This window comes from Citrobacter sp. JGM124 (assembly GCF_018257795.1).
Taxonomy (GTDB): domain Bacteria; phylum Pseudomonadota; class Gammaproteobacteria; order Enterobacterales; family Enterobacteriaceae; genus JGM124.
Genome location: NZ_JAERJD010000004.1, coordinates 79478 through 104629, shown reverse-complemented (window position 1 = coordinate 104629; position 25152 = coordinate 79478). Strand labels below are relative to the sequence as shown.

The window sequence follows — 25152 nt, the reverse complement described above, 5'->3', positions numbered from 1 at the left end:
CATGGATAAAATATATGCAATGAAGCTATTTCTGTGTGTCGCAGAACGTGAAAGCTTCACCCGTGCGGCGGAAAGTTTAGGCATACCAAAAGGGAATATTTCACGGCAAATCCAGGCACTGGAAAATATGCTCGGTACACGTTTATTACACCGAACGACCCGGCGTGTTCAGCTGACGCAAGATGGCATGGTGTATTACGAACGAGCCCGGGACCTGCTGGCCAACCTGGATGAACTTGACAGTCTGTTCCAGCGTGATCCAGCAAGTGTCAGTGGTCGGCTACGAATTGATATGCCTGTCACCCTCGCGCGTGGGCTGGTTATCCCCCAATTACGGGATTTTTTGCAACTCTATCCCGGTATTGAGCTTGAGCTGAGTAGCTGTGACCGCATGGTCGATGTGGTGCGGGAAGGTTTTGATTGTGTCGTGCGGGTTGGGCACCTGAAGGACTCGGGCCTGATAGCCAGACCTATGGGTAAATTAACCATGGTAAACTGCGCCAGTCCCGATTACTTATCCCGGTTTGGTTATCCAGAAACCCTGGACGACCTCGCTTCACATGCACTGATTCACTACACTTTACATTTGGGCAGCCGCCCACAAGGATTTGAAGTACGAATAGACGATGCAACTCGTTGGGTCAAAATGGGAGGGACACTGACCGTCAATAGTACTGAAACCTATCAAGCCTCCTGTCTGTCCGGGCTGGGTATTATTCAGGTTCCATCTGTTGGTGTAAAATCGCTGCTCAAGCAAGGACGCCTGATTGAAATCTTGCCACAATACCGTGCGGAACCTATGCCTGTTTCCCTGCTTTATCCCCACCGACGTAATCTGTCACGCCGAGTGCATCTGTTTATGGAATGGCTGACGGGTGTGTTAAAAAAGTATGTGGACTAAAGTAATTATTAAATCTTCCCAGCATCCTGCTAAACCAAAAGGAAAATTCACCTGATGAGATCGCCGGATAATCGCGAACAAAGATCGATAACTCCCCCGAATGATGAAATGCCATCCCCCGGAGAGCAAAATGCGACCGAATGCCAGCAACCTAAAGTGCTGGTCGCCTTTAAAACTGGAAACGGTGCTCTGGATAGCACGATTGATAGCGTGAATAAGACCGCCAGAAATCCAGTTGTGGCCCATTTATTACGTACCGTCGAACGTTTTAATGACCGCATGGGTAATCAATTTGGTGCGGCTATCACCTATTTTTCATTTCTTTCTTTGATCCCCATGCTGATGGTCTCTTTCGCCGTCGGGGGCTACATTCTTGCTTCACACCCCACATTACTGGAGGATATTTTTGCCAAGATCCTGAGTAACGTGAGTGATCCAACCTTGGCAGCGACGTTACAGAATACGATCAATATCGCGGTTAAGCAGCGTACCACTGTTGGTCTGGTCGGGTTATGCATTGCCCTCTATTCGGGTATTAACTGGATGGGTAACCTACGAGAAGCTGTCCGGGCACAGACTAGAGAAACCTGGGAACAAACGGAGCAAGACAAAGAAAAGATTTGGACTAAATACCTGCGTGACTTTATTTCTCTTACCGGGATGATTGTCGCGATGATTATCACCATCATTATTACGTCTGTCTCTGGTTCAGCGCAGTCTCTTATCATTAATTTTCTGCATCTTGATACTATTGACTGGTTACGCCCCACATGGCACTTGGTCGGGCTGGCTATTTCAATGTTTGCCAACTATTTACTGTTTTTTTGGATTTTCTGGCGGCTACCACGCCATCGCCCGCCCAGAAAAGCGCTGATTCGTGGCACGCTCATTGCGGCGGTGGGTTTTGAAGTGATTAAGATGATAATGACGTATAGTTTGCCTAAGCTTGTCGGTTCCCCTTCAGGAGCTGCATTTGGTTCGGTATTGGGTTTAATGGCCTTTTTCTACTTTTTTGCTCGTTTGACATTATTTTGTGCAGCCTGGATTGGTACAGCGGAGTATGAAGGGAAGGATAAAACGTCGGGGAACAGTAGTACCAAGTAGCCATCAATCATGTTCTTTTGTCCTCTCTAATGACTGAGAGGATAAATGGCTCACATTCTCGTTTGATTCACCATCATCAGGAATAATGAATAGGTAGCGTTTAAACTTATCGCCATAAAACAACAGATACGACAATACCCAGCAGTAAGGTCATCTGAATTACTGCACTGGTAATACCGAATGTTTGCCTCGTTTGCTATTACTGGCCACCCAACCAAGGAACCCGAAATACTCAAGAATCTTAACTGAGATGGACTAAAACCGTTTCTAATTGTTCAAACGGAACCGGACGCGAGAAAAAATAGCCCTGTGCCGCAAACGCTGGTGAGGCTTGTACGTCCAGCCATTCATCACGAGTTTCAACACCCTCGACAATCACGCCCTTACAATAGCTGTTCATTAACTGTAATAGCGTGGTAAATAAATTTCGCCCTTCATCCGTTTTTCTCAGCATGATAAATAACTCTCTGGCTACTTTAATGTAATCGTAACGGACTTCACTTAAAGCCGAAAAATTAGCCATTCCAGTACCAAAGTCATCTAACCAAAGAGGGCCAAATTCTTTGATTCGTGCCAGGGTAGCATTTGTTGGCAACGTAATATGTTCCACCAGTTCAAACCTGACCCAAGGTAGCCGGTCGATTAAGTCGAGAATAGACAAGGACTGCTTCATTGCCAGTAAAGTGGGGCCATCAATATTAATAGATGCCAGAATACCGTATTCCAAAAACAAACTTTCCTGAGTCAATAAGCACTGCAATTGCTCTTCGATGACTAATAAACGATGACGAACAGGAATAGATGCAAAATAACGATCAGGCGGGATACGAATACTGGCATCATCGGGATGATTGACCACGGTGAGCATTTCCACAGCCATCAGCTTACCATCAGTCTTATAAATTGGCTGGATGGTATACTGGCGTAAGCACTGCAACCAAAAACGCCTTTGCTGTAAACTTTCCACACTCGCCTCAAAAGAATTAAGCTTGTGAGTGATCTGCTTCAACTTCAACTTCATCTACATGTCCTGTTTGATTTGATTACCCGCATAGCCATCAAGAACTTATCGGCGCTGAAATTAAGAACTTTATGTTCATTTTGAAGACAAAGCCCGACCCGATAAATATTATATATATATTAGAATATTGACTGATTAAAGAGCGAAGAGTCAGGCACGATTTGCGTTGGACTCGCGCAATGTGGTTATCTCTGTCTGAACCATATCAGCCTGCCTTTCATTGATACCACGAGTAGCAATAAATTATTAGCCCTGCCAGAAAAAACAAGTACTCATGGTGGCCGAATCATTCTTGATCAGCGTTACCATTCTGGATAATCAATAAGCAAAGACAGACATCTGCGGGATTATCGGTGAATCATCCGTTCCTGAAACAGGATGATAAACCTGGCTGTAGAGGGGGAAAGCAGGATGAGGGAAATAGGCTCATCCTGCTTTCAGGAAGATGGTCTTTTTTGGCGTCAGGGTGATACGGTTTCAGGCTCCTCCTGTTTAGGCGTTTCATCCCCGGCGGGATTTACGACTTTGTTCCAGACGGCCTGCAATTCCTTCATGTTATATTCTGGCTCACCCTGTGGCTGCAACAGTATCAATGACATATCATGCGACAGTTGCTGGCGTAAATCCTGATTCAGCACTGCAACAGTGAGGTTATCCAGAAATTCCTGCCGTAATTTCTGATAGTTCTCTGGTGAAATATCTACAACCTGATTTTGCTGGGAACGCATACGCTGGCCCATGAGTACACCGGTGTCCATTCTTGCGTAAGTTGCAAATAACTGACTAAGCTCGTTCTTTTTTTGTACAATCAGCGTATTAAATTCATCTTGCGACAGACCATGGTCGCGTACAACCAGTAACTCACGCCCGACCTGGGTAAGATTTTCGGCCAATTTATCCGTTGGCGACTCCATATTGATGGCACATTCAGCAAGCTGATAAATCACACGACAGTCGAAACTCAAATTAATATCTTTGAGGTTCTTCTTTTCAAGGTGCTGACGAACATTCCAGAATAGTGCCTCACGCGCTAAGTCAGCACGCCAGTAGTTCATCAAAGCACCAGACTCAAGAATAGGTTGCCAGGGGGTATCCCAAGTTAACGACAACCGATTCTGGCGGACATGATGACTCATCAGGCTAACGGGGTCATGGCTAAGAGCCGCCATAGTAGGTAACTGAACGGGAGTTTTACGCTTGCCTTTCAGTTCACCAAAGGTTTTATTAATCTGATCCACTAAGTTACGGCTATCTACATTTCCGACCACGACCAATGTCATTGCATCAGGTGTGTACCATTTTTCGTAAAAATCTTTTAGTTTTTCGGTATCAATCGGGTGGGTAATCTGACTTGCTGGATCATGCCCCAGCAGTGCTGACCCCTTCAGGCGATAACGCCACCAGCTATCCTGCGTATCAGGCCAGATACCTACCAGGTCCTGTGTTCCCAGCGTTGCGTTAACCGTTTCTGGGGTCACCTCCAGCTCACCGATATTTGTCGCCAAAGAATGCAGCGCAGTTTTCAGTAGATCACCACGGTTATTGGGCAGACTTAAGCTAAATAATGCGTTGTCGTAGGAGACGATTGCCGGCGGGGCCGGGCGCTGAGGATCAACACCCTGCTGCCATAATGATTCAGACTGATGGCTTGCCTGGTTAAGGATCAAACGAGATAAAAAATGACTGAATCCATTCTGTTGAGTGCTTTCTGCCAGTGACCCAGCGTTAACAAGTAGCCGCACCTCCGTCCTGTCACTAGGCCGCTGAGGTGTCGCTAAGATCTGCCACTGGAAACCATTTGGCAACTTTCCTCGTTGCCAGGCTGGGTCAGGCTGCAGTGTTTCAGCCTGTGCGTAACTACCGGTGAGGAGTAACAGCCCACCGGCTAAAAGTCTAATTTTGGTGTTCTGCATATGAACCCCTAAAAACAATCCTGGTTAAATAATAGATGGTGACAGGCGCTCTATTCCCCCTGCCATCATGAACTAATTTGTTCGACCACGTCTTTACTAAAACGTCACCTGGAAAAGCAAAAATATACACACTCCCTTCAGTCACCCTTTGGTAGTGTAACTCACCACTGCCAAAGGAACTTACGGGAGGATTCTATTGCCCGGAGGATAAATACTGAGACTCAAATGTTGTCACTGGCTGGGCCTGACTGAACAAATATCCTTGAGCATGGGTGACACCATGAGCCAATAACCATGCTCTCTGCTCTTCAGTTTCAACACCTTCAGCAATAATTTTTAACCCCAGAGTGTTCGCCATCGTGATGATAATCTCCACCATGGCACTCTCTCCTGGAACCTCTTCAATAAAGCTCTTATCAATTTTTAATACATCAACCGGTACAGACTTCATATGATGTAAGTCGCGTAAACAACCATACCCCATACCAAAATCATCCAATGCGATGTGTACACCAGCATCGTGTAACGGCCGTAAAATTCTTGCTGCCGCCTGCGGATCATCAATACGGCGACTTTCAGTCACTTCAATAGCTAACGTTTTTGGCTTAATCTCATAACGTTCAAGCAGACTCAGCAGGGTCGGGACCATATCTTTGTGTATGAGTTGCAGCACCGAGAGGTTAACGGATAACGGCATCATAATGCCACGCTGCTGCCAGGATGCGAGTACCCGGCAGGTCTCCTCCAGCACCCAGCCGCCTATCTTCACCATTAAACCGCAGTCTTCAATACGTTCAATTAACCCTTCAGGTAAACACCAAATCTCATTGGATTGCAGTTGTCGCAATAGTACCTCAGCACCCACCACTTTCCCGGACTGCATATCAACCTGAGGTTGTAGCCAAATAGCAAACTCGCCATTGAGCAATGTGTCTGACGGGGAGCTTGTTTCAGCCAATGTGCTGACCGCGAGTTCAGGGTTAAGCGATTCAAAAAATTGTATTTGATTACCACCACATTGACTGGCACTCAATGTCGCGGCAACGGCGCGCTGGTATACATCCCTGGCGCTCAATGCCTGGCTAAACATAGCAATCCCAATACATATTACCGATTTCTGCTCAATCGATTGATTAATTGCGGCTTCATCAAGCTGATTCATCAGCTGTTGACCCTGTTTCATGGCTATCCAGGGGTCACTGATATCCGCAATAAACAGGCCAAACGAGTCATTATTTAACTGCGCCACCATGACTGATTCGGTTACAGCCGCAGAGAGCAGACGACCTGCTTGCTCCCGCCAGTTCAAACGAGAAAGATGATGCTGCCAGGAATTCAACGCCTCGCATTCCATACCCTGTTGTATGCTGGAAACGATCAGTAATGCGCCCTTCTTATTGCCTTCAAGTAACGCCAGAAACTGTATCTCACTAAGCAGTTCAGTACACTGGCTATAGGTTTTAGCCAGCAATCGTTGATTACTGTTATAGCTGCGTACCAACATACCGATCTCGTCATCCTGATGGAGCCGAGAAACGTGTAACTGATGGGAAATCACATTTTGTTGCGTCAAACTGGACAGTTCATACGCTATTTTACGAATGGGGTGGACAACCAGCCGATTAAGGCACCAGCTGATACTGACTGTCAGAATCAGTGCCAGTAATAAATAGGCAGTTAACAGCGTTGACAGCGTGCTAATAATAAATCGGTAAAAACTTCGTGAATCCGCTTGCAGCACCAGATACGCCAGCGGTTGTGTATGACCATGCTGCTCTAGTGCATAAAGAGGCAAAGAGACCTCCACAGGCAAATCAAAAATGCGAATGGCCAGTGACGGGACAGGTGCAGGAGAAACGAAGTTCAGGCCCAAAGCCTGAAACTGATCCGGTAGTACGACGTCAATTCGGCTAATGATTCCAGCAGGGTTGAGAGTGTTCAGCACCTCCTCCGCTTGAGTAATATCGCCGTTCAGCACGGCCTGAGCAAGCGGGACGCGTACCGAATTAGCCATGTTTTCCATTCGAGCAACAGTGTCATTACGATTCTGCTGAACAAAATAAAAAAGCTGAATAACAATAAAAACAAAGATAAACACCACCGCAACAGTCGAAACCATCGCCATTTGTTTTATCGTAAGAGAACGACGAACACGCAAACTGACTCTCCCAATGACGCCATCTGTAATTCCCCGACGCCGGTACCCTCTTATCTCATTAGAGTATACAGGAATGTGTTAACATTTTATCCCGGTGTATTGATAAGAGGATAAGGTTTCGACAACGCCCGACAACCATGAAGACGTCGACTTGGATAGGTGATGATCATAACAGTCCCACTGCTATGCAAAACGAATGATAATCGACAGTTACCTGTGTCAACGATAGCGATTTATCCCAGTTTTTTACCGCAACGCGTCTTCCCAGCGCATAATCCAAGTGGAATGCCGGGTCTCATGCTGCCATGCGGCACCCTCAATATAAAACCCACGATGACGATAGAAATCGACCGCACGTCGATTTTTCTGATAAACCTCAAGGCGCAGGGTGGAATAGCATGACTGGGCATGACACACCAGACAGGTTCCGATACCTTTACCCACGAAGAGTGGATCAACAAAAAGTGCACCTAAAAATTGTTGCTCCAGAACACTGACAAACCCAACCAACTTCTCTTCTTGCATATATACCCATGTTTTTGACTGCGGGATATAAACATTACGTACCAGCGGGCTACTTTCATGCCAGTAACTTTTGGCAATAAAAGGATGCCCACTCATTGTGCTCTTTAGCCAGAGCGTCATGAGAGCATCCAGTTGACTGGGTTCATAAGGATGGATCATTACTGTTTGTCTTTGTAACAAAAACATCCAGTAACGTGGTCATTCACCAACCCACAAGCCTGCATAAAGGCATAACAGGTCGTCGCGCCCACGAATTTAAAACCTCTTTTTTTTAATGCCCGGGATAAGGCTTCAGACGCTTCCGTTTTTGCCGGGATATCGGTCAGTTGAGCAGGACGACTAACAACGGGTTGCCCGTCGACGAAAGACCATACCAGCGCTGAGAAGTCTTCCCCTTGTGCTTCCATTGCCAGTAGCGCTTTGGCATTGTTAATAATCGCTTCTATTTTACCCCGATGGCGGATTATTCCGGCATTTTGTAGCAAATTACCGACATCATTTTCGGTCATGCCTGCCACGCTGTCAGGATCAAAAGCATGGAAACACTGACGATAGTTTTCACGCTTTTTCAGGACAGTTATCCAGGACAACCCGGCTTGCTGCCCTTCAAGACATAACATTTCAAAGAGCTTTTGCCTGTCACGAACCGCCACGCCCCACTCATTATCATGATATTCAAGGTATAACGGATCTTGCGTTACCCATCCACAACGCTCCATTTTTGACTCCCTATACATTTTCATAATATGGCCGGCTTATCTGCCTGGCACATGACCTAAGCGATTGCTCAACATAGCAGCCCCGATTCATAAACCAAACCGCGACGTTCATTCTGATTGGTCATGTCACCGAAAGCGTTAATCTGGTCACAATATCCCATATGACGACGATATCGGTAGCAAAGAGGATTGGGATGAAAGAGCAAAACACCGTAACAGACCATGGAACTAATACAGTACTGTATGTGGCAGAAGACTTATTGATGAGAGAACTGGATAGATAAAATAAAAAGACTCTGTATTAAACCAGGGGAAAATGAACATGTTAAGAACGAATTTATTGCCTCCTTGCGGGGGAATAATCATATAATTACGCTATGGTACTATCTAAAATAACAAAAAGTAATGAATTAATACTGATGTAAAAAGCATTCTGATGCAGCGACTACGGTTATGTTATTTACCTTTTTATTAGCTCACATCAACAGTATTGTCTGCATAATACCGGATATAAATAAGCTTATCTAAAACCAAAGGAAATCAACTTTTCCTGAGCAGGCGGATATAATTTTTTCCACTATACATAACCATATTTATCACATTATTCGAGGGTTATATCATCGGATTTTGTTATAAGTGTCTTTGGTCATTTACGCCATCGTTTATCATCTGCCACAACATTTATTACTGCGAGCACTATCATTTTCAAAACAAATCGTTCAACAATTCATCATTCGACACAAAATTCGCCCAGAAAAAAAACAGTTTTTGTTACTGCTGTTTTAAGAAAAACCAGCACGATTCACTAGCATGAAAGGCATGGAGTAACGTTCACTACTATAAATGGCAGCGAAAAGTTTTTTTAATCTTTGCCAACCCCATCCCATACAAAAGGTAAATCCCTAATACCCTTATTGACGTTTGTATCATCTATTGACAAATTGTAGGGTACCAGGGGCAATTACACGCTATCTGCTCTGCATCCTCACTTAACATGTAACAGGAACAGTTGCCTCTTTATCGCCTCCGGGTACGCCGCGCCGACCACAAATAAATAACAATGGTCTGCGGTGAGTAGTAATACAACACCACAAACAATTGGAGCAAAATAATGCCTATTTCCTTGAAGAAGTCAGGGATGTTAAAATTTGGTTTGAGCCTCGCTGCTCTGACCGTTGCAACAAGCGTACAAGCTAATACCCTGGTTTATTGTTCTGAAGGTTCTCCTGAGGGTTTTAACCCCCAGCTTTTCACTTCCGGTACGACATATGATGCCAGTTCCGTACCCATTTATAATCGCCTGGTAGAATTTAAAACAGGTACCACTGAAATCGTCCCTGGTCTTGCCGAGAAATGGGAAGTTAGCGAAGATGGTAAAACTTACACCTTTCATCTACGTCCCGGTGTGAAATGGCAAGATAACAAAGAGTTCAAACCGACTCGTGATTTGAATGCCGACGACGTCGTGTTCTCATTTGATCGCCAGAAAAACCCAGATAACCCATACCATAAGGTGTCTGGTGGCAGTTATGAATACTTTATTGGTATGGACTTACCTAACCTTATCACTGAAGTGAAAAAGGTTGATGATAATACCGTTCAGTTCGTACTGGCCCGCCCGGAAGCTCCATTCCTTGCTGACCTGGCGATGGACTTTGCCTCTATTCTGTCTAAAGAATATGCCGATAACATGATGAAGGCCGGTACTCCTGAGAAGGTTGACCTGGACCCTATCGGTACAGGTCCATTCCAGCTACAACAGTACCAGAAAGACTCCCGTATTCTGTATAAAGCATTCCCTGGCTACTGGGGTACAAAACCACAGATTGACCGTCTGGTATTCTCCATTACGCCTGATGCTTCTGTTCGTTACGCCAAACTGCAGAAAAACGAGTGCCAGGTTATGCCATTCCCGAATCCAGCAGATATTGCACGGATGAAAGAAGACAAAAATATCGATCTGAAAGAACAAGCTGGCCTGAACGTCGGTTATGTCTCCTTCAATACCGAGAAAAAACCCTTTGATAACGTCAAAGTGCGCCAGGCCTTGTCTTATGCAGTCAATAAAGACGCCATCATTGAAGCCGTTTATCAGGGCGCGGGGACTGCCGCTAAAAACCTGATCCCACCAACCATGTGGGGCTACAACAATGATGTTAAAGATTACAACTATGACCCAGAAAAAGCGAAAGCACTGCTGAAAGAAGCAGGCCTGGCTGATGGGTTCACCGTTGATTTGTGGGCAATGCCTGTTCAGCGTCCATACAACCCAAATGCGCGCCGTATGGCAGAAATGATTCAGGCTGACTGGGCGAAGGTCGGTGTTAAAACCAATATCGTGACCTACGAGTGGGGTGAGTACCTCAAACGTGCGAAATCTGGTGAGCACCAGGCGGTGATGATGGGTTGGACGGGTGATAATGGGGACCCGGATAACTTCTTCGGAACCCTGTTCAGCTGTGCTGCAGCAAAAGATGGCTCTAACTACTCACGCTGGTGCTATAAGCCATTTGAAGAGATCATCCTACCGGCCCGCGCCACTGAAGACCACGAGAAACGTGTTGATCTGTACAAGCAAGCCCAGGTCGTGATGCATGACCAGGCTCCTGCGATCATCATCGCGCACTCTACGGTCTATGAGCCTGTTCGCAAAGAAGTTAAAAATTATGTCGTGGACCCATTAGGTAAGCACCACTTCGAAAACGTGTCGATTGAAAAATAAAAATAACCTGCTGTATACCCTCTTCCTGACAGGAAGAGGGTAACTATTTTGAGCAATACAGACAGGCGTTCTAAAAGATGCCTGTCATAAAAGAGAATCCGGGATATGTTGCAGTTCATCCTCCGACGACTGGGATTAGTCATTCCCACGTTTATAGGTATCACCTTACTGACCTTTGCTTTTGTCCATATGATCCCCGGTGACCCGGTAATGATCATGGCCGGAGAGCGCGGTCTTTCCCCTGAGCGTCATGCACAATTACTGGCCGAGCTTGGTCTTGATCAACCCATGTGGAAGCAATATGTTCACTATATTTGGGGTGTCATGCATGGCGACTTAGGCATTTCGCTAAAAAGTCGCATCCCTGTCTGGGATGAGTTTGTCCCTCGCCTACAGGCCACAATGGAACTTGGGGTCTGCGCAATGATTTTTGCCGTCTCTGTTGGCGTTCCTGTTGGTATGCTGGCGGCGGTTAAACGTGGTTCGATCTTCGATCATACTGCGGTTGGTATTGCTTTGACGGGTTACTCCATGCCTATTTTCTGGTGGGGTATGATGCTGATCATGCTGGTGTCTGTTCAGTTAAACCTGACCCCAGTATCCGGCCGAGTCAGCGACACCATATTCCTCGATGATTCCCAACCCCTGACAGGCTTTATGTTACTGGACACTGCTATCTGGGGAGAGTCAGGAGACTTTATTGATGCCGTTGAGCACATCATTCTACCTGCCATCGTATTAGGTACTATCCCACTGGCTGTTATCGTGCGTATGACACGCTCCTCCATGCTTGAAGTGCTTAGTGAAGACTATATTCGTACCGCACGTGCTAAAGGCCTGACCCGTATGCGCGTTATTGTCGTTCATGCGTTACGTAATGCCATGCTGCCAGTCATCACCGTTATCGGTCTGCAAGTGGGTACCATGCTAGGCGGTGCCATTCTGACAGAGACTATATTTTCGTGGCCAGGTCTCGGGCGCTGGTTGATAGAAGCTCTACAACGCCGTGACTATCCCGTAGTACAGGGTGGAGTGCTACTGGTGGCGACCATGATTATTCTGGTCAACCTATTAGTCGATTTGCTGTACGGCGTGGTGAACCCGCGTATACGCCATAAGAAATAAGGGATCATCATGACTCAATCAACTGAAAATAAGGTTATTACGGCACCCAAGCCGATGACGCCTTTACAAGAATTCTGGCACTATTTTGCTCGTAATAAAGGTGCGGTAGTTGGCCTGGTGTATATCTGCATCATGGTTTTTATTGCCGTATTTGCAAATTTCCTCGCCCCACATCTGCCGGCAGAACAGTTCCGCGATGCACTGCTACGTCCCCCCGTTTGGATGGAAGGCGGTAGCTGGGAGTTTATTCTCGGTACTGATGACGTTGGTCGCGATATCCTCTCGCGCCTGATGTACGGTGCCCGTCTGTCATTGCTGGTTGGCTGTCTGGTCGTTGTGTTATCACTGGCGATGGGTATTGTCATTGGCCTGGTAGCTGGCTACTTCGGTGGTGTTGTTGATAACACTATCATGCGGTTAGTGGATATCATGCTGGCATTACCCAGTCTGTTACTCGCACTGGTACTGGTTGCTATTTTTGGCCCGTCGATTGGTAATGCCGCGCTGGCATTAACCTTTGTTGCATTACCACACTACGTACGTTTGACGCGTGCGGCAGTATTAGTAGAAGTGAACCGTGACTACGTGACGGCCTCGCGTGTGGCTGGCGCGGGAGCTATTCGTCAGATGTTTATCAATATATTCCCTAATACCCTCGCGCCGCTGATTGTTCAGGCATCGCTGGGATTTTCTAACGCCATTCTCGATATGGCTGCACTGGGCTTCCTTGGCATGGGTGCGCAACCACCAACACCAGAGTGGGGTACCATGCTTGCAGATGTGTTGCAGTTCGCACAAAGCGCCTGGTGGGTTGTGACCTTCCCTGGTCTGGCGATCCTGCTGACGGTGCTGGCATTTAACCTGATGGGTGACGGCTTGCGTGACGCGCTCGATCCTAAACTCAAGCAGTAAAGAGGCACGAGATGGCGTTATTAAATATAGATAAATTATCGGTGCATTTTGGAGACGTTGATGCACCTTTCCGTGCCGTAGACCGTGTTAGCTATAGCGTGGAGCAAGGGGAAGTTGTCGGCATTGTGGGTGAGTCTGGTTCAGGCAAATCTGTCAGTTCACTGGCCATTATGGGGCTGATTGATTTCCCTGGTCGAGTCAGCGCTGAAAACCTGCACTTTAATGACCAGGATTTGCAGCGTATTTCTGAAAGAGAGCGTCGCAACCTGGTAGGTGCTGATGTGGCGATGATCTTCCAGGACCCAATGACCAGCCTGAATCCTTGCTATACCGTAGGCTTCCAAATTATGGAAGCGATTAAAGTACACCAGGGGGGTAACAGAAAAACGCGCCGTCAACGCGCCATTGATCTGTTAAACCAAGTGGGTATCCCTGACCCGGCGTCCCGTCTTGATGTTTATCCGCATCAACTTTCTGGCGGCATGAGTCAACGTGTCATGATCGCGATGGCGATAGCCTGCCGACCCAAACTCCTGATTGCTGATGAACCAACGACTGCTCTGGATGTGACAATTCAGGCGCAAATTATTGAGTTACTGCTCGAATTGCAGCAAAAAGAGAATATGGCGTTGATCCTGATTACCCATGATCTCGCACTCGTTGCTGAAGCCGCACATAAAATTATCGTGATGTACGCAGGACAAGTCGTGGAAACTGGAGCATCTAAAGATATCTTCCGTGCGCCGCGCCACCCCTATACCCAGGCGCTATTGCGCGCTTTACCTGAGTTTGCTCAGGACAAAGCACGCCTGGCCTCATTGCCCGGTGTGGTACCCGGTAAGTATGACCGACCAAATGGTTGTCTGCTAAACCCACGCTGCCCGTATGCCACTGATAAGTGCCGCGCTGAAGAGCCTGAACTTAACTTTGTCGATAACGGTCGTCAGTCAAAATGTCACTATCCCCTCGATAATGCCGGGAGGCCAACCCTATGAGTACCCAACAGGCCACCACGCAACACTTGTTGCAGGCTATCGACTTGAAAAAACACTATGTCGTGAAAAAAGGCATGTTTGCGCCCGAACGTCTGGTTAAAGCTCTGGATGGTGTCACCTTCACTCTCGAACGCGGTAAAACACTGGCTGTAGTGGGTGAATCAGGTTGTGGCAAGTCCACGCTGGGCCGTCTGCTGACAATGATTGAAGTCCCAACAGACGGCGAGCTTTATTATCAGGGACAAGATTTACTGATACCTGATGCTTCTGCAGAAAAATTGCGCCGCCAGAAAATCCAGATAGTTTTTCAGAACCCCTATGGTTCGTTAAATCCACGCAAGAAAGTTGGGCAGATTCTCGAAGAGCCGTTGGTGATAAATACCTCACTGAGTAAAACTGAACGCCGTGAAAAAGCGCTGGAAATGATGTCTAAAGTAGGGCTGAAAACCGAACATTATGATCGTTACCCTCATATGTTTTCTGGTGGTCAGCGCCAGCGTATTGCTATCGCTCGTGGTTTGATGCTGAACCCAGATGTGGTCATTGCTGATGAGCCTGTTTCAGCCCTGGACGTATCAGTGCGGGCACAAGTGCTTAACCTGATGATGGATTTGCAACAAGAACTGGGGCTTTCTTACGTCTTCATCTCCCATGACTTGTCCGTTGTGGAGCACATTGCCGATGAAGTCATGGTGATGTATCTTGGCCGTTGTGTGGAAAAGGGTTCTAAAGAGCAGATTTTTTCCAACCCACAGCACCCTTATACCCAGGCTTTGCTCTCAGCAACACCGCGCCTCAATCCAGATGATCGTGTAGAACGCATTAAACTCACAGGTGAGCTACCCAGCCCACTGAGCCCACCTCCGGGCTGTGCTTTTAATGCGCGTTGCCGTCGTCGTTTTGGCCCCTGTACTCAACTACAACCGAAATTAAAAGATTATGGTAATGGTCAGCTGGTCGCCTGTTTCGCTGTTGACCAGGACATTAACGGAGAAGTCCGTTAACCCCTGCTATATCTGGATCCTCTCCTCCCAAAGGGGAGGGGATTATTTACTGTAATTCTATTTCCCCCGATCTCTCTGGCACCATTAAACGCTATAGTTACATATAAAATAATGATCACATGCCTATGAATCACTCTACCTGATAGATTAGAAAAGATAATAATAAAAATACCATTCAGTTTACCATTGAAGTGTTTTTTATTATTTTAAAAAACTCAACTTCTACCAGCATTAAAAAATAATTTGCCACAACCTGAACCAGAATAAATTACCCTCACTGACTTTTCCATATATTTACTGCTTCTATGAAATCAGCGTCAACAGAATGAATTACTCCTTAATATCAATCAATTAACGACATGGTAAGTATTCAGCCTCTGTTCGCAGCCTTATTATACCGAGATGGCCATATTTCACTTGCTGGTATACTCAGATGCTCTGCTATTATTTTTTCCCCTCTTGGCCATTTCCTGTACAACGTATTACCCAATGTGGAAGAGGCCAGGCCGTGTTCTCGCGACAGGGCTGCGATTGTCGTCCCTGTTTTTTTTACCGCAGATATAATATCGGCAGGATGCCAGTCATTATATTCTATTTGATATTTTTTATGGCTCTTCATCTTCTTCCTGACTTGATTAAAAAATTAAGTTAAGAATATCGGCTATTGAATTCAAAACATTTGACGTTAGCCATAAGTTTATGATTTCTTGTTAATGAAATTATTACTATTCCTAAACCGTTTCAATAAGACATAAGTACTTATTTCACTGCATTAAAGTATAAAAAAACCTGTATTTAAGAATGGGAATAAAAACATTACATCAAAGGAGTGACATGCTTTATATTTTAAAAGGTAATGAAATACTATCGGAAACATTCAAGCGTTTTATCGATAGAAAATTGGACGTGTATAAAGGGATTGATTACGTTTACACGGTATTAAACAAAGATGACCCGTCAAAAATACTAATTATTTCAAGTTACCCTGACAAATGGGTCAATCTTTACATTGAAAATAACATACAATATATCGACCCTGTAATATTAACGGCATCTCGCCGAACATCCCCCTTCTCCTGGGATGAAAATATCACTTTACTCTCTGACTTAAAATTCAAAAAAATCTTTCAACCGTCTCAAAAGTATAACATCGTCAATGGCTGCACTTTTATTTTACATGACCACAGCAATAACCTTACATTGTTATCATTCATCATTGAAAATAACAAGTTAGATTGTGATGCATGTTTTAAAACTAACTGGAATGCCATTCAAATGCTATTAATAGAAATAAATGAACAAATGCATAAGCTCAGGGATGTTGTTATTTCAAATGAAAACAGTAAGAACACGAAAACTCAAAATAGTATTTTTACTGTTCGTGAAAATGAAGTTATGTACTGGATTAGTAAAGGAAAGTGCTATGCGGATATTGCAGGGATAATAGGAATATCATTAAGCACCGTTAAATTTCACGTGAAAAATGCAGTTAGAAAACTTGGCGTGAATAATGCCAGGCAAGCTATAGTTCTGAGTATAGAAATGAATTTGATAAAAAAAATAAATTAAATGTTTTATATGATGAAGATATGTTCATTATTTTTTAAACAACTGTTGTATATAACTAACTCGGGAATATTGATTACTCTTCTTATGTATACATTTAAATAGCAGGCAGAGCGATGTCATACTGCCTTTTAGGTGATGTCAGCCACTAATGCGATCCTGAAAAAATTCCGTATACGGGGTATCAAAAAAGGTATCGTAAAAACTATAAACATGGACTAGGCTATGATAATGTTTTCAAGGAGTAAGCTTTACTACTTACATACACTATCACCCCTGATATGTATTTCATGCTTATTTAGCGAATTAGCACTTTGCCATGTCGCCCCCTCAGCGTTGCAATACTCACTTATCAACAACCCGACGACAGACCATCAAAATGGAAAAGTACCCACCCTTAAATCAAACACAGGAGAACATTTAAGCCATGAGAAAAAAACATATCAAGTTATTACCCAGAAAGGAAAGTCGGACGTAATTCGCTACCTTAAAAATATTTACTACAATGATAAAAATAATTTGAAGGATTATTCCAAAACAGAATTTTGGTACTGGCATGAGAAAGCCTCACGCCAAGGTGATGCTGAGTCTCAATTTAATCTTGGTTATATGTACCTGTATGGAAAGGGGGTATCTCATGATTATACCAAAGCAAGATACTGGTTTGAGCTGTCTTCAAATCAAAATGACCCGGAAGCCAAGTATTTCCTGGGGCTGATATATCATGAAGGAAAAGGTATTACTGAAAACCCAGGAAAGGCAAAAAAATTATTCCAACAAAGTTGCTCAGATAATTTCCCACCAGCTTGTTGCTATTTTAATAACCTGTCTGAATAGGTTCGGAAAAATAATATAAAGTGTTAATCCTTAGTGGCATTAACACTTATTATGTGATCTGGGCGCGGGAATGGGCATCAGCATTCGTCCTGGAGGCGGAATGGGGATAAGGGAAAATCTGGGGGCAGGAATAGGTACCCGCTTTGATACTGATACCTGCTGTCGCGAATGTTCTGCATTGTTGACAACGTCTGGTTGTGCCCCCTGGGAAATACAACCAGGTACTATGGGGCTATTGTATACAGATTCAAAGTGATGAATGAAGCGAGCCGCAGGCACAGTATTATGTCCCGACTTAATACCATTCAATTCAGGCTGGCGAGATAAATCCATATTCTTACCTGCAAGAATAGTCCCTTCTAAAGATACATTATTCATTTTTCCCTCTGAATCATTTATATAACTTTCTACGTTTTTATTATTCTCAACAGGCTAGTGGCCATTCAGAATAGAAATTCCGAATATCGCCATGGCAATGGGCATAGATTAATTGGCCACACATACATTACGTCTCACCTCGTTATTAGCATTATTTTCATTGTGGCAAAGACAATATTATTACTAAAATAAAAAATGGTATGTTATAGATTTCACTTTAAGTGTAAATGACGGTGAATATTTTTTATTCCGGTATTGATTATTATCGCCAGTAGCTAATTTTCTGACTCAACTTACGCTTCCCATTTTTATCTGAAGACGAGATACGATCCCCGTCATCCGCTCTGCATCACTGCAGGCAGACTTTTCCCCAGGGCAGGTTCCATTCAACAGAAGTTTCATACTATGATAGATACCGTAGCGAAATTTGTTAGTGTATGAGAAAACCCCTGTACGCAGTGCCCCATGTCCCTGTTAAGCAGTAACAGATCTGGCAGTTATCTGTCTGAGCTGAACTCGTATCGGTCACCTGCTGACCGATTTATGTGTTAATGATGCACGGAGACCCTAATGAAGCCGTCGATTATCCTCTACAAAACCTTACCTGATAACCTCGTAAAACGTCTGGAAACACACTTTACCATCAACCAATTTTCTGACATTAACCCTGAGACTGTTGCAGCTAACGCACAAATTTTTGCCAATGCAGAGGGTATCCTGGGTTCCAATGGTAAAGTTGATGAGTCCTTTCTGGCACAGATGCCGAAGCTACGCGCCGCCTCAACCGCTACCGTAGGTTACGATAATTTTAATGTTGATGCCCTGAATGCACGTAACATCATTCTGATGCATACCCCAACCGTACTCACTGAAACGGTTGCAGATACCGCAATGGCACTCATTCTGTCCAGTGCTCGCCGCATCGTCGAGCTTGCTGAACGTGTTAAAGCCGGTAAGTGGCAGAATAGCGTCGGTACTGACTGGTATGGCATTAACGTGCATCATAAGACGCTCGGTATTGTTGGTATGGGGCGCATCGGTATGGCGCTGGCACAGCGTGCCCATTTCGGTTTTAGTATGCCTGTTATTTATAATGCACGCCGTCGTCATACAGAAGCAGAAGAACGCTTTGATGCCCAATATTGCGACCTGGACACCCTGCTCTCTACCGCTGATTTTGTCTGTATTTTACTGCCATTCACCCCGGAAACACATCACCTCATCGGTGCTGAACAACTGGCAAAAATGAAGTCATCAGCGGTGCTGATTAATATCGGGCGTGGGCCGGTAGTTGATGAGCAGGCGCTTATTGAGGCACTGCAAGCGGGTGAAATTTATGGTGCCGGGCTGGATGTCTTTGAAAAAGAGCCACTTTCTGTTGACTCCCCATTACTTAAAATGCCTAACGTCGTTGCCCTGCCTCATATTGGTTCTGCAACACATGAAACGCGCTATGACATGGACGAATGTGCAGTTGATAACCTGATTACTGCCCTGACCGGTAAAGTAGAAATTAACTGTGTTAACCCGGGCATTCTGAAGTAGTTAGATTAATACTCAATAAAAAAGGCTATCCAGACATCGGGCAGCCTTATCTCACAACGTGTGTCAGCTTACTGCATCGCGTTCTGGACTGTCGTGTAAGCCTGCATAAATGCCTGGTGCTGGGCACCAAGTGGCGCAATCAAGGCATTATACTGACTCGCCTGTCGTGAAGTCGGAAACTGGATCCCATTAGCCGTAAAGCTCACCTGACCTTCTTGTTCAGCAATATAATCTCCCACCTGCATCAATTGCTGAGTCAGGTTTTGTGCCGCAGGAATCAAGGGCACGATCGAGTTTGCCGGATTAGTCACAACCTTCTCATAAACTTTATCAAAAACAGCTTTAAGGTCTTCAGGTTGCTTGAGCGTAGCCAACGCACTGTCTGCCTGCATCTTCGCATTCTGTACCTGCTGGCCAAGTACATTCAGTGCGCCGTTCTCCTGGCGTAATGTGTTACGCTGGTTCAAATAATCCTGCGGTACACGGATTCCATTGACGGTATCCAGTACCGGTCTGATACCCTGATCCATCGCCTGGCTCATCTGTTGCGAGAAACCATACAGAATCGCATAGTCAGAAACCAACCCACCAAACTGTTTCTTCTGATCGGAAGTCAGTGTCGGTAAACGATCACCGCTACGCATCGCGGTATTTTGCAGAAAATCGATAAATGCCTTGCGTTGATCACCTTCTTTATCAAAGCAACCACTCAGACTCACCACCACTAACAATGCTGCCAGCGGTGCAAACCAGCGAGACCAGGACTTACCTGTCGCCATTTTTTCTACCTCTTTAATGAATGCCAAACGTCTGTGGTAATCACGACCGAATAAGGATGCTAAGGATAGTCCAACCATTCATGGCAAGATACCCCTTCGCACTAAACCATTCGGTTAATATCATTATGCTCCCTGAACTTCGCTGCCGTTTCAGGCCAGCTCCATATCCGCCTTGTTAAGTAACGGAATGATTTTATTCAGGGTTAATGGGGCCAGCATAATGTTGTTATCTGTTTGCGAGAACCACACAACGTCTTCAATTTCAGCGGCAGATAACACGTCACCACTGAATTGGTTAACACGAAACATATCAGCCACAATAATATGATCAGGTTCATTGGCTGCGATATCAGTATATTGCCCTAACGAAACCATGTTTTCAGGCTGTACTTCAATCTGCAACTCTTCATAAAGCTCACGGATTAAAGCCACTTCAGGGGCTTCTCCGGGCTCGATTTTACCACCTGGCTGCATAAAAAAGTCTGTATTACGTTTACGTACCAGTAGCATACGTCCTTCAGCATCGGTAATGACAGCTGCAGACACGTGTATTTTTTTGAGTTCAGGCATACTTCACTCCAGACAACGTCTCTCTCAGGAAAACATCACGGGGGGACAGAAAGTATCTATTAATGTGTACACTCGGGCGACAGCAAGCGGCAACACGCTGAGTCGACAAAAACTGACCCACGTGAGTGACTGGGAGCAGCCCCATGGCTTGAACAATGATGGTGTACGTCACCATGATACATAAAAACAGATCGTTCTTCAGGCCAAAAAAAAACCCGTCTGACAGTGACGGGTTTTTTAACAACGCACTGAACGCTTACTGTAACAGGGAGATATCTGCCACTTGTAAGAACAGCTCACGCAACTTCGTCAGTAAGGTCAGACGATTAATACGCAGTGCTTCATCATCGACATTGACCATCACTTTATCGAAGAAAGCATCAACCGGTTCACGTAAGGTTGCCAACTCCTCCAGCGCTTCCTGATAACGGCCATCCGCGAAGTATGGTTGTAGTTTGTCACGTAGTACGACCAGGTGCGTCGCCAGGTGAATCTCTTCCGCTTCTTTCAGTACCGAAGCACGGACACCATCATGCAGAGTCTCTGTCGATTTAGCCAGAATATTGGATACTCGCTTATTCGCCGCAGCCAAAGCCACAGCAGCATCCAAAGTGCGGAAGTAGGAAACAGCCTTCATGCGTGCATCGAAATCAGCTGGTTTCGTCGGGCGGCGCGCCAGTACAGCTTGAATGGTATCGACAGCATGCCCCTCTTCCTGGTACCAGGCACGAAAACGTCCCAGCATAAAGTCGATAACATCATCAACGACATTAGCATTCGTTAGTTTGTCACCATAGAGACGAGCAGCCTCTTCCGTCAGGGTTTGCAGGTCAAGGTTGAGGTTTTTCTCAACAATGATGCGCAATATGCCCAATGCCGCACGACGTAGTGCAAATGGGTCTTTATCCCCTTTAGGGTGCTGACCGATGCCAAAAATACCCGTCAGGGTATCCATTTTGTCCGCAATTGCCACAGCACAGGCAACAGGATTAGAGGGCAGATCATCACCAGCAAAACGCGGCTGATACTGCTCGTTCAAGGCAACAGCAACGTCTTCAGCCTCACCGTCAAAACGTGCATAGTGCATCCCCATCACACCCTGGGTGTCGGTAAACTCAAACACCATATTGGTCATCAGGTCACACTTGGACAGCAGTCCTGCACGGGTTGCATGGTTAACATCAGCACCAATTTGCTGGGCAATCCAGCCAGAAAGCGCCTCAATGCGGTTTGTCTTATCACGCAGAGTCCCTAACTGTTGCTGGAACAAAACGGTTTCCAGACGTGGCAGGTTATCTTCAAGACGCTTTTTACGGTCGCTATTGAAGAAAAACTCAGCATCCGCAAGACGTGGGCGTACCACTTTTTCGTTGCCGGAGATAATTTGCTGGGGATCTTTGGACTCAATATTGCTCACAAAGATAAAGTTTGGCAGCAGTTTTCCATCCGTGCTGTAAACCGGGAAGTATTTCTGATCGCCTTTCATGGTATACACCAGTGCTTCGGCAGGGACCGCGAGGAATTTCTCTTCAAAGGTCGCCGTCAAAACAACCGGCCATTCAACTAACGAGGCAACTTCTTCTAACAAGCTGTCGCTTAAGTCAGCCACACCACCAATTTTACGCGCGGCTGCTTCAGCATCATGTTTGATCAAGGTTTTACGCTGCTCATAGTCAGCAATAACTTTACCGCGCTGTGCTAAAACCTCAGGATACTGGTCTGCATGTTCAAGGGTAAATTCAGATTCACCCATAAAACGGTGGCCCCGAATAACACGATCTGACGCAATACCCAGAATAGTCGCAGGTATCAGCTCACTGTCTAACAGTAACGTCACGGTATGTACCGGGCGAACAAACTGAGTGTCAGACGCTCCCCAGCGCATCAATTTAGGAATCGGTAACTTCGCAAGTGAGCGGGCAATGATATCAGGCAATAATGCCTGAACGCTTTCGCCTTTCACCGAGGCGCGGTACAGCAACCATTCGCCTTTATCTGTGACCAGACGTTCAGCCTGGTCCACAGTAATGCCACAACCACGAGCCCAACCTTCCGCCGCTTTGCTTGGTCGCCCTTCAGCATCAAAAGCAGCGGAAATCGCCGGACCACGCTTCTCAACTTCACGATCAGGCTGTGTCGCCGCTAATTGTGTAATTTTCAGTGCTAAACGGCGGGGTGCCGCAAACCATTTAATGTCACTATAGGTCAGATTAGCAGTATCCAGTTCAGCGGTAACATTCGCAGCAAAGGATTCAGCCAGGCTACGCAGGGCTTTTGGCGGTAGCTCTTCAGTACCGATTTCCACCAGAAAAGTTTTTTCAGACATGGCAGCCTCTTATTTGTTCTTATTACACATCGGGAAGCCAAGCGCTTCACGAGAAGCATAGTAGGCTTCAGCCACCGCTTTCGTCAGTGTACGAATACGCAGAATATAGCGCTGACGTTCTGTCACAGAGATAGCTTTGCGGGCATCGAGCAAGTTAAAGCTATGGGCGGCTTTTAGAATACGTTCGTAAGCGGGCAGTGGCAGCGGCTTCTCTAAAGCCAGCAGCTGTTGAGCCTCTTTTTCATATTGTTCAAAGCAGGTGAACAAGAAATCCACATCTGCATATTCAAAGTTATAAGTAGATTGCTCAATTTCGTTCTGGAGGAAAACATCACCATAGGTTGTTTTACCTAATGGGCCATCACTCCAGACCAAGTCATAAACACTGTCGACACCCTGGATATACATTGCCAGGCGTTCTAAACCGTAAGTGATCTCACCGGTTACGGGCTTACATTCCAGGCCACCAACCTGCTGGAAGTAAGTAAACTGCGTTACTTCCATACCATTAAGCCAGACTTCCCAACCAAGCCCCCAGGCTCCGAGCGTTGGGTTTTCCCAGTTATCTTCCACGAAACGAATATCATGAATCGTTGGGTCCATACCCAACTCTTTCAGCGACCCAAGATACAGCTCCTGAATATTGTCCGGAGAAGGCTTAATCACCACCTGAAACTGGTAGTAATGCTGTAAGCGGTTAGGGTTTTCGCCATAACGGCCATCTGTTGGGCGACGGGAAGGTTGCACGTAAGCTGCCGCCATAGGTTCTGGCCCTAATGCCCGTAAACATGTCATCGGGTGAGAGGTGCCGGCGCCAACTTCCATGTCCAAAGGTTGAACAATGGTACAGCCCTGGCGAGCCCAGTAGTCCTGTAAAGTCAGGATCAGGCCTTGAAAGGTCTTGGTATCAAACTTTTGCATGTTGAATTCGCACGCGTTCCGTGGATTTAAGAGAAGCGGCCAGTATATACGCAAATGCCATCAAGTTGTATGGTCAAAGCCCGGAAAAGCGGCGCTCCTGGGGTGAAATATGTCGTGACAGATGAACTCAGCCCGACAATTCTGACGATACCGATGGTCTATCCCAGGGCAGGATAAGGACTGAAAACAGGAAATGATTTATAGAGCGGACAAGATCAGCATAAGTCGATAATATATTCTTAAAATAGAACATATTACCGACTGTTCACGCAACGTTAATAAGTCGACATAAGATTCTGATTACTTTGGTACATAGCAAACAGATAATTGTTATATCGGCTTCCTTTTTGCGAGTAACCTTCTAATTTGCGAATCATATTACTGGCGTTCACTTCCTGGGACGTTTGACGTAACTGTGCCCGTGATTTACGGAATGACGCATAAGCCGGGTGGGTATTCAAGTTCGTTACATAGGAGTTTACTCCCTCTTTTAACGAACCGTAATGAAGGTAGCCCTTCACTTTGCCTGGCTGACTGTTGCAATGTTTCCTGGAGCATTTCATACCAAACAGATTGTTGTTACTGCGAGCAAGTTTCGATGTACCCCAGCCACTTTCTGCCGCAGCCATGGTTGCCGCCATTTTAGCCGGAATGATATCGACTCTTTCCAGCAATGTGTTCCAGGGAATATGTTTAGTATTTCCTTTCCACGCCACTTTATAGCGACGAGAAATATCTTTCAGCCGCACGATTTCTTTTGGCGAAAAACGGCCAGTATAGCGCTTTGTCATTAACCAGTTACGGTCAGCAGTAATCACCGCATTTTGTTGTGCAATGTATGGCATCACCGCCCGGAGAAACGCTTTTTTTCTTGGCGTTCCGGAAGGGTATTTTCGCAAATCAGGAAGCGAACCATTTTCACTTTTGCGAGAATACTCTTTTGTACTGTGTGCCGTTTTACTACTCTTAACTTTTTGTATCAGGGCTGTATTGTGCGCCTTCGTTACCGACTGACTGGCTATAACCTGGTTATAAAAACCAACCGTCAGTAACAAAAATATCGCTGCCCCTAACTGCTTTATTAGGGTTGTTATCATCATAACTCCGAACAGAAACGATACCTTTCTAACT

21 protein-coding genes are annotated in these 25152 nt (G+C 45.6%); 10 read left to right on the top strand and 11 right to left on the bottom strand.

What is annotated here, in order from left to right; genetic code table 11:
• The first annotated feature begins 1 nt into the window (after position 1).
• Both JK154_RS06895 and yhjD read left to right on the top strand, forming a co-directional pair.
• Positions 2-901, top strand: coding sequence for a LysR family transcriptional regulator (locus JK154_RS06895; RefSeq protein ID WP_211991783.1), 900 nt, complete (start codon positions 2-4; stop codon positions 899-901).
• Between the two features lie 87 nt (positions 902-988).
• On the top strand, positions 989-2005 hold the full coding sequence (gene yhjD, locus JK154_RS06890) for an inner membrane protein YhjD (protein WP_349291099.1): 1017 nt from the start codon (positions 989-991) through the stop codon (positions 2003-2005).
• Between the two features lie 241 nt (positions 2006-2246).
• Here the strand turns inward: yhjD and pdeH are convergent, their stop codons facing one another.
• From pdeH to JK154_RS06865, 5 genes are all read right to left on the bottom strand, one after another.
• A complete protein-coding gene (gene pdeH / locus JK154_RS06885) occupies positions 2247-3020 on the bottom strand; it encodes a cyclic-guanylate-specific phosphodiesterase (protein ID WP_211991980.1) in 774 nt (257 codons plus the stop codon).
• A 467-nt stretch (positions 3021-3487) separates the two neighbouring features.
• The gene (locus JK154_RS06880; RefSeq protein ID WP_211991782.1) at positions 3488-4939 is read right to left on the bottom strand and encodes a pitrilysin family protein; all 1452 of its coding nucleotides are present in this window, start codon (positions 4937-4939) and stop codon (positions 3488-3490) included.
• A 193-nt stretch (positions 4940-5132) separates the two neighbouring features.
• On the bottom strand, positions 5133-7097 hold the full coding sequence (locus tag JK154_RS06875) for an EAL domain-containing protein (protein WP_211991781.1): 1965 nt from the start codon (positions 7095-7097) through the stop codon (positions 5133-5135).
• A gap of 246 nt (positions 7098-7343) precedes the next feature.
• Positions 7344-7781: an N-acetyltransferase gene (locus JK154_RS06870; RefSeq protein WP_211991780.1), complete on the bottom strand. Its 438-nt coding sequence runs from the start codon at positions 7779-7781 to the stop codon at positions 7344-7346.
• Positions 7781-8341, bottom strand: coding sequence for a DNA-3-methyladenine glycosylase I (locus tag JK154_RS06865; RefSeq protein WP_211991779.1), 561 nt, complete (start codon positions 8339-8341; stop codon positions 7781-7783). Before JK154_RS06865 ends, JK154_RS06870 begins: the two co-directional genes overlap by 1 nt.
• 1111 nt (positions 8342-9452) lie before the next feature.
• Between JK154_RS06865 and dppA the strand changes: the two genes are divergently transcribed.
• The 5 genes from dppA (at position 9453) to dppF (ending at position 15099) form a co-directional block, all read left to right on the top strand.
• Complete coding sequence (gene dppA / locus JK154_RS06860) at positions 9453-11063, top strand: dipeptide ABC transporter periplasmic-binding protein DppA (RefSeq protein ID WP_211991778.1); 1611 nt, start codon at positions 9453-9455, stop codon at positions 11061-11063.
• Between the two features lie 105 nt (positions 11064-11168).
• A complete protein-coding gene (dppB, locus tag JK154_RS06855; protein ID WP_211991777.1) occupies positions 11169-12188 on the top strand; it encodes a dipeptide ABC transporter permease DppB in 1020 nt (339 codons plus the stop codon).
• Positions 12189-12197: 9 nt separating this feature from the next.
• Entirely contained in the window at positions 12198-13100 is a 903-nt protein-coding gene (dppC, locus tag JK154_RS06850; RefSeq protein ID WP_211991776.1) for a dipeptide ABC transporter permease DppC, read from the top strand.
• A gap of 11 nt (positions 13101-13111) precedes the next feature.
• Positions 13112-14095: a dipeptide ABC transporter ATP-binding protein gene (dppD, locus tag JK154_RS06845; protein WP_211991775.1), complete on the top strand. Its 984-nt coding sequence runs from the start codon at positions 13112-13114 to the stop codon at positions 14093-14095.
• Positions 14092-15099, top strand: a complete 1008-nt coding sequence (gene dppF, locus JK154_RS06840) for a dipeptide ABC transporter ATP-binding subunit DppF (protein ID WP_211991774.1) — start codon at positions 14092-14094, stop codon at positions 15097-15099. Before dppD ends, dppF begins: the two co-directional genes overlap by 4 nt.
• A 370-nt stretch (positions 15100-15469) precedes the next feature.
• Here dppF and JK154_RS06835 read toward each other — a convergent pair whose 3' ends face one another.
• A complete protein-coding gene (locus tag JK154_RS06835) occupies positions 15470-15718 on the bottom strand; it encodes a helix-turn-helix transcriptional regulator (protein WP_249215804.1) in 249 nt (82 codons plus the stop codon).
• Between the two features lie 215 nt (positions 15719-15933).
• Between JK154_RS06835 and JK154_RS06830 the strand changes: the two genes are divergently transcribed.
• The 3 genes from JK154_RS06830 to ghrB all read left to right on the top strand — a co-directional run bounded on the left by JK154_RS06830 (position 15934) and on the right by ghrB (position 19425).
• The gene (locus JK154_RS06830) at positions 15934-16668 is read left to right on the top strand and encodes a LuxR family transcriptional regulator (protein ID WP_211991773.1); all 735 of its coding nucleotides are present in this window, start codon (positions 15934-15936) and stop codon (positions 16666-16668) included.
• A gap of 222 nt (positions 16669-16890) precedes the next feature.
• Entirely contained in the window at positions 16891-17502 is a 612-nt protein-coding gene (locus JK154_RS06825; RefSeq protein WP_211991772.1) for a tetratricopeptide repeat protein, read from the top strand.
• 948 nt (positions 17503-18450) lie between these two features.
• Positions 18451-19425: a glyoxylate/hydroxypyruvate reductase GhrB gene (gene ghrB / locus JK154_RS06820; RefSeq protein WP_211991771.1), complete on the top strand. Its 975-nt coding sequence runs from the start codon at positions 18451-18453 to the stop codon at positions 19423-19425.
• Between the two features lie 68 nt (positions 19426-19493).
• Here ghrB and JK154_RS06815 read toward each other — a convergent pair whose 3' ends face one another.
• From JK154_RS06815 to JK154_RS06795, 5 genes are all read right to left on the bottom strand, one after another.
• Positions 19494-20204 carry a DUF3053 domain-containing protein gene (locus tag JK154_RS06815; protein ID WP_211991770.1) on the bottom strand — a complete coding sequence of 237 codons (711 nt, stop codon included), beginning with the start codon at positions 20202-20204 and terminating at the stop codon, positions 19494-19496.
• 150 nt (positions 20205-20354) lie between these two features.
• Positions 20355-20774, bottom strand: coding sequence for an NUDIX domain-containing protein (locus tag JK154_RS06810; protein ID WP_211991769.1), 420 nt, complete (start codon positions 20772-20774; stop codon positions 20355-20357).
• A 256-nt stretch (positions 20775-21030) separates the two neighbouring features.
• Entirely contained in the window at positions 21031-23100 is a 2070-nt protein-coding gene (glyS, locus tag JK154_RS06805; RefSeq protein ID WP_211991768.1) for a glycine--tRNA ligase subunit beta, read from the bottom strand.
• A 9-nt stretch (positions 23101-23109) separates the two neighbouring features.
• The gene (gene glyQ / locus JK154_RS06800) at positions 23110-24021 is read right to left on the bottom strand and encodes a glycine--tRNA ligase subunit alpha (RefSeq protein WP_211991767.1); all 912 of its coding nucleotides are present in this window, start codon (positions 24019-24021) and stop codon (positions 23110-23112) included.
• A 275-nt stretch (positions 24022-24296) separates the two neighbouring features.
• Complete coding sequence (locus JK154_RS06795; RefSeq protein WP_211991978.1) at positions 24297-25118, bottom strand: protein bax; 822 nt, start codon at positions 25116-25118, stop codon at positions 24297-24299.
• Positions 25119-25152: the final 34 nt, after the last annotated feature.

Coding starts and splice junctions, on each gene's coding strand:
- JK154_RS06895 (WP_211991783.1), top strand. CDS start 2: ATGGATAAAATATATGCAATGAAGCTATTTCTGTGTGTCGCAGAACGT.
- JK154_RS06880 (WP_211991782.1), bottom strand. CDS start 4,939: ATGCAGAACACCAAAATTAGACTTTTAGCCGGTGGGCTGTTACTCCTC.
- JK154_RS06870 (WP_211991780.1), bottom strand. CDS start 7,781: ATGATCCATCCTTATGAACCCAGTCAACTGGATGCTCTCATGACGCTC.
- JK154_RS06865 (WP_211991779.1), bottom strand. CDS start 8,341: ATGGAGCGTTGTGGATGGGTAACGCAAGATCCGTTATACCTTGAATAT.
- dppA (WP_211991778.1), top strand. CDS start 9,453: ATGCCTATTTCCTTGAAGAAGTCAGGGATGTTAAAATTTGGTTTGAGC.
- dppB (WP_211991777.1), top strand. CDS start 11,169: ATGTTGCAGTTCATCCTCCGACGACTGGGATTAGTCATTCCCACGTTT.
- dppC (WP_211991776.1), top strand. CDS start 12,198: ATGACTCAATCAACTGAAAATAAGGTTATTACGGCACCCAAGCCGATG.
- dppD (WP_211991775.1), top strand. CDS start 13,112: ATGGCGTTATTAAATATAGATAAATTATCGGTGCATTTTGGAGACGTT.
- dppF (WP_211991774.1), top strand. CDS start 14,092: ATGAGTACCCAACAGGCCACCACGCAACACTTGTTGCAGGCTATCGAC.
- JK154_RS06835 (WP_249215804.1), bottom strand. CDS start 15,718: ATGAAGAGCCATAAAAAATATCAAATAGAATATAATGACTGGCATCCT.
- JK154_RS06830 (WP_211991773.1), top strand. CDS start 15,934: ATGCTTTATATTTTAAAAGGTAATGAAATACTATCGGAAACATTCAAG.
- JK154_RS06825 (WP_211991772.1), top strand. CDS start 16,891: ATGATAATGTTTTCAAGGAGTAAGCTTTACTACTTACATACACTATCA.
- ghrB (WP_211991771.1), top strand. CDS start 18,451: ATGAAGCCGTCGATTATCCTCTACAAAACCTTACCTGATAACCTCGTA.
- JK154_RS06815 (WP_211991770.1), bottom strand. CDS start 20,204: ATGGCGACAGGTAAGTCCTGGTCTCGCTGGTTTGCACCGCTGGCAGCA.
- JK154_RS06810 (WP_211991769.1), bottom strand. CDS start 20,774: ATGCCTGAACTCAAAAAAATACACGTGTCTGCAGCTGTCATTACCGAT.
- glyS (WP_211991768.1), bottom strand. CDS start 23,100: ATGTCTGAAAAAACTTTTCTGGTGGAAATCGGTACTGAAGAGCTACCG.
- glyQ (WP_211991767.1), bottom strand. CDS start 24,021: ATGCAAAAGTTTGATACCAAGACCTTTCAAGGCCTGATCCTGACTTTA.
- JK154_RS06795 (WP_211991978.1), bottom strand. CDS start 25,118: ATGATAACAACCCTAATAAAGCAGTTAGGGGCAGCGATATTTTTGTTA.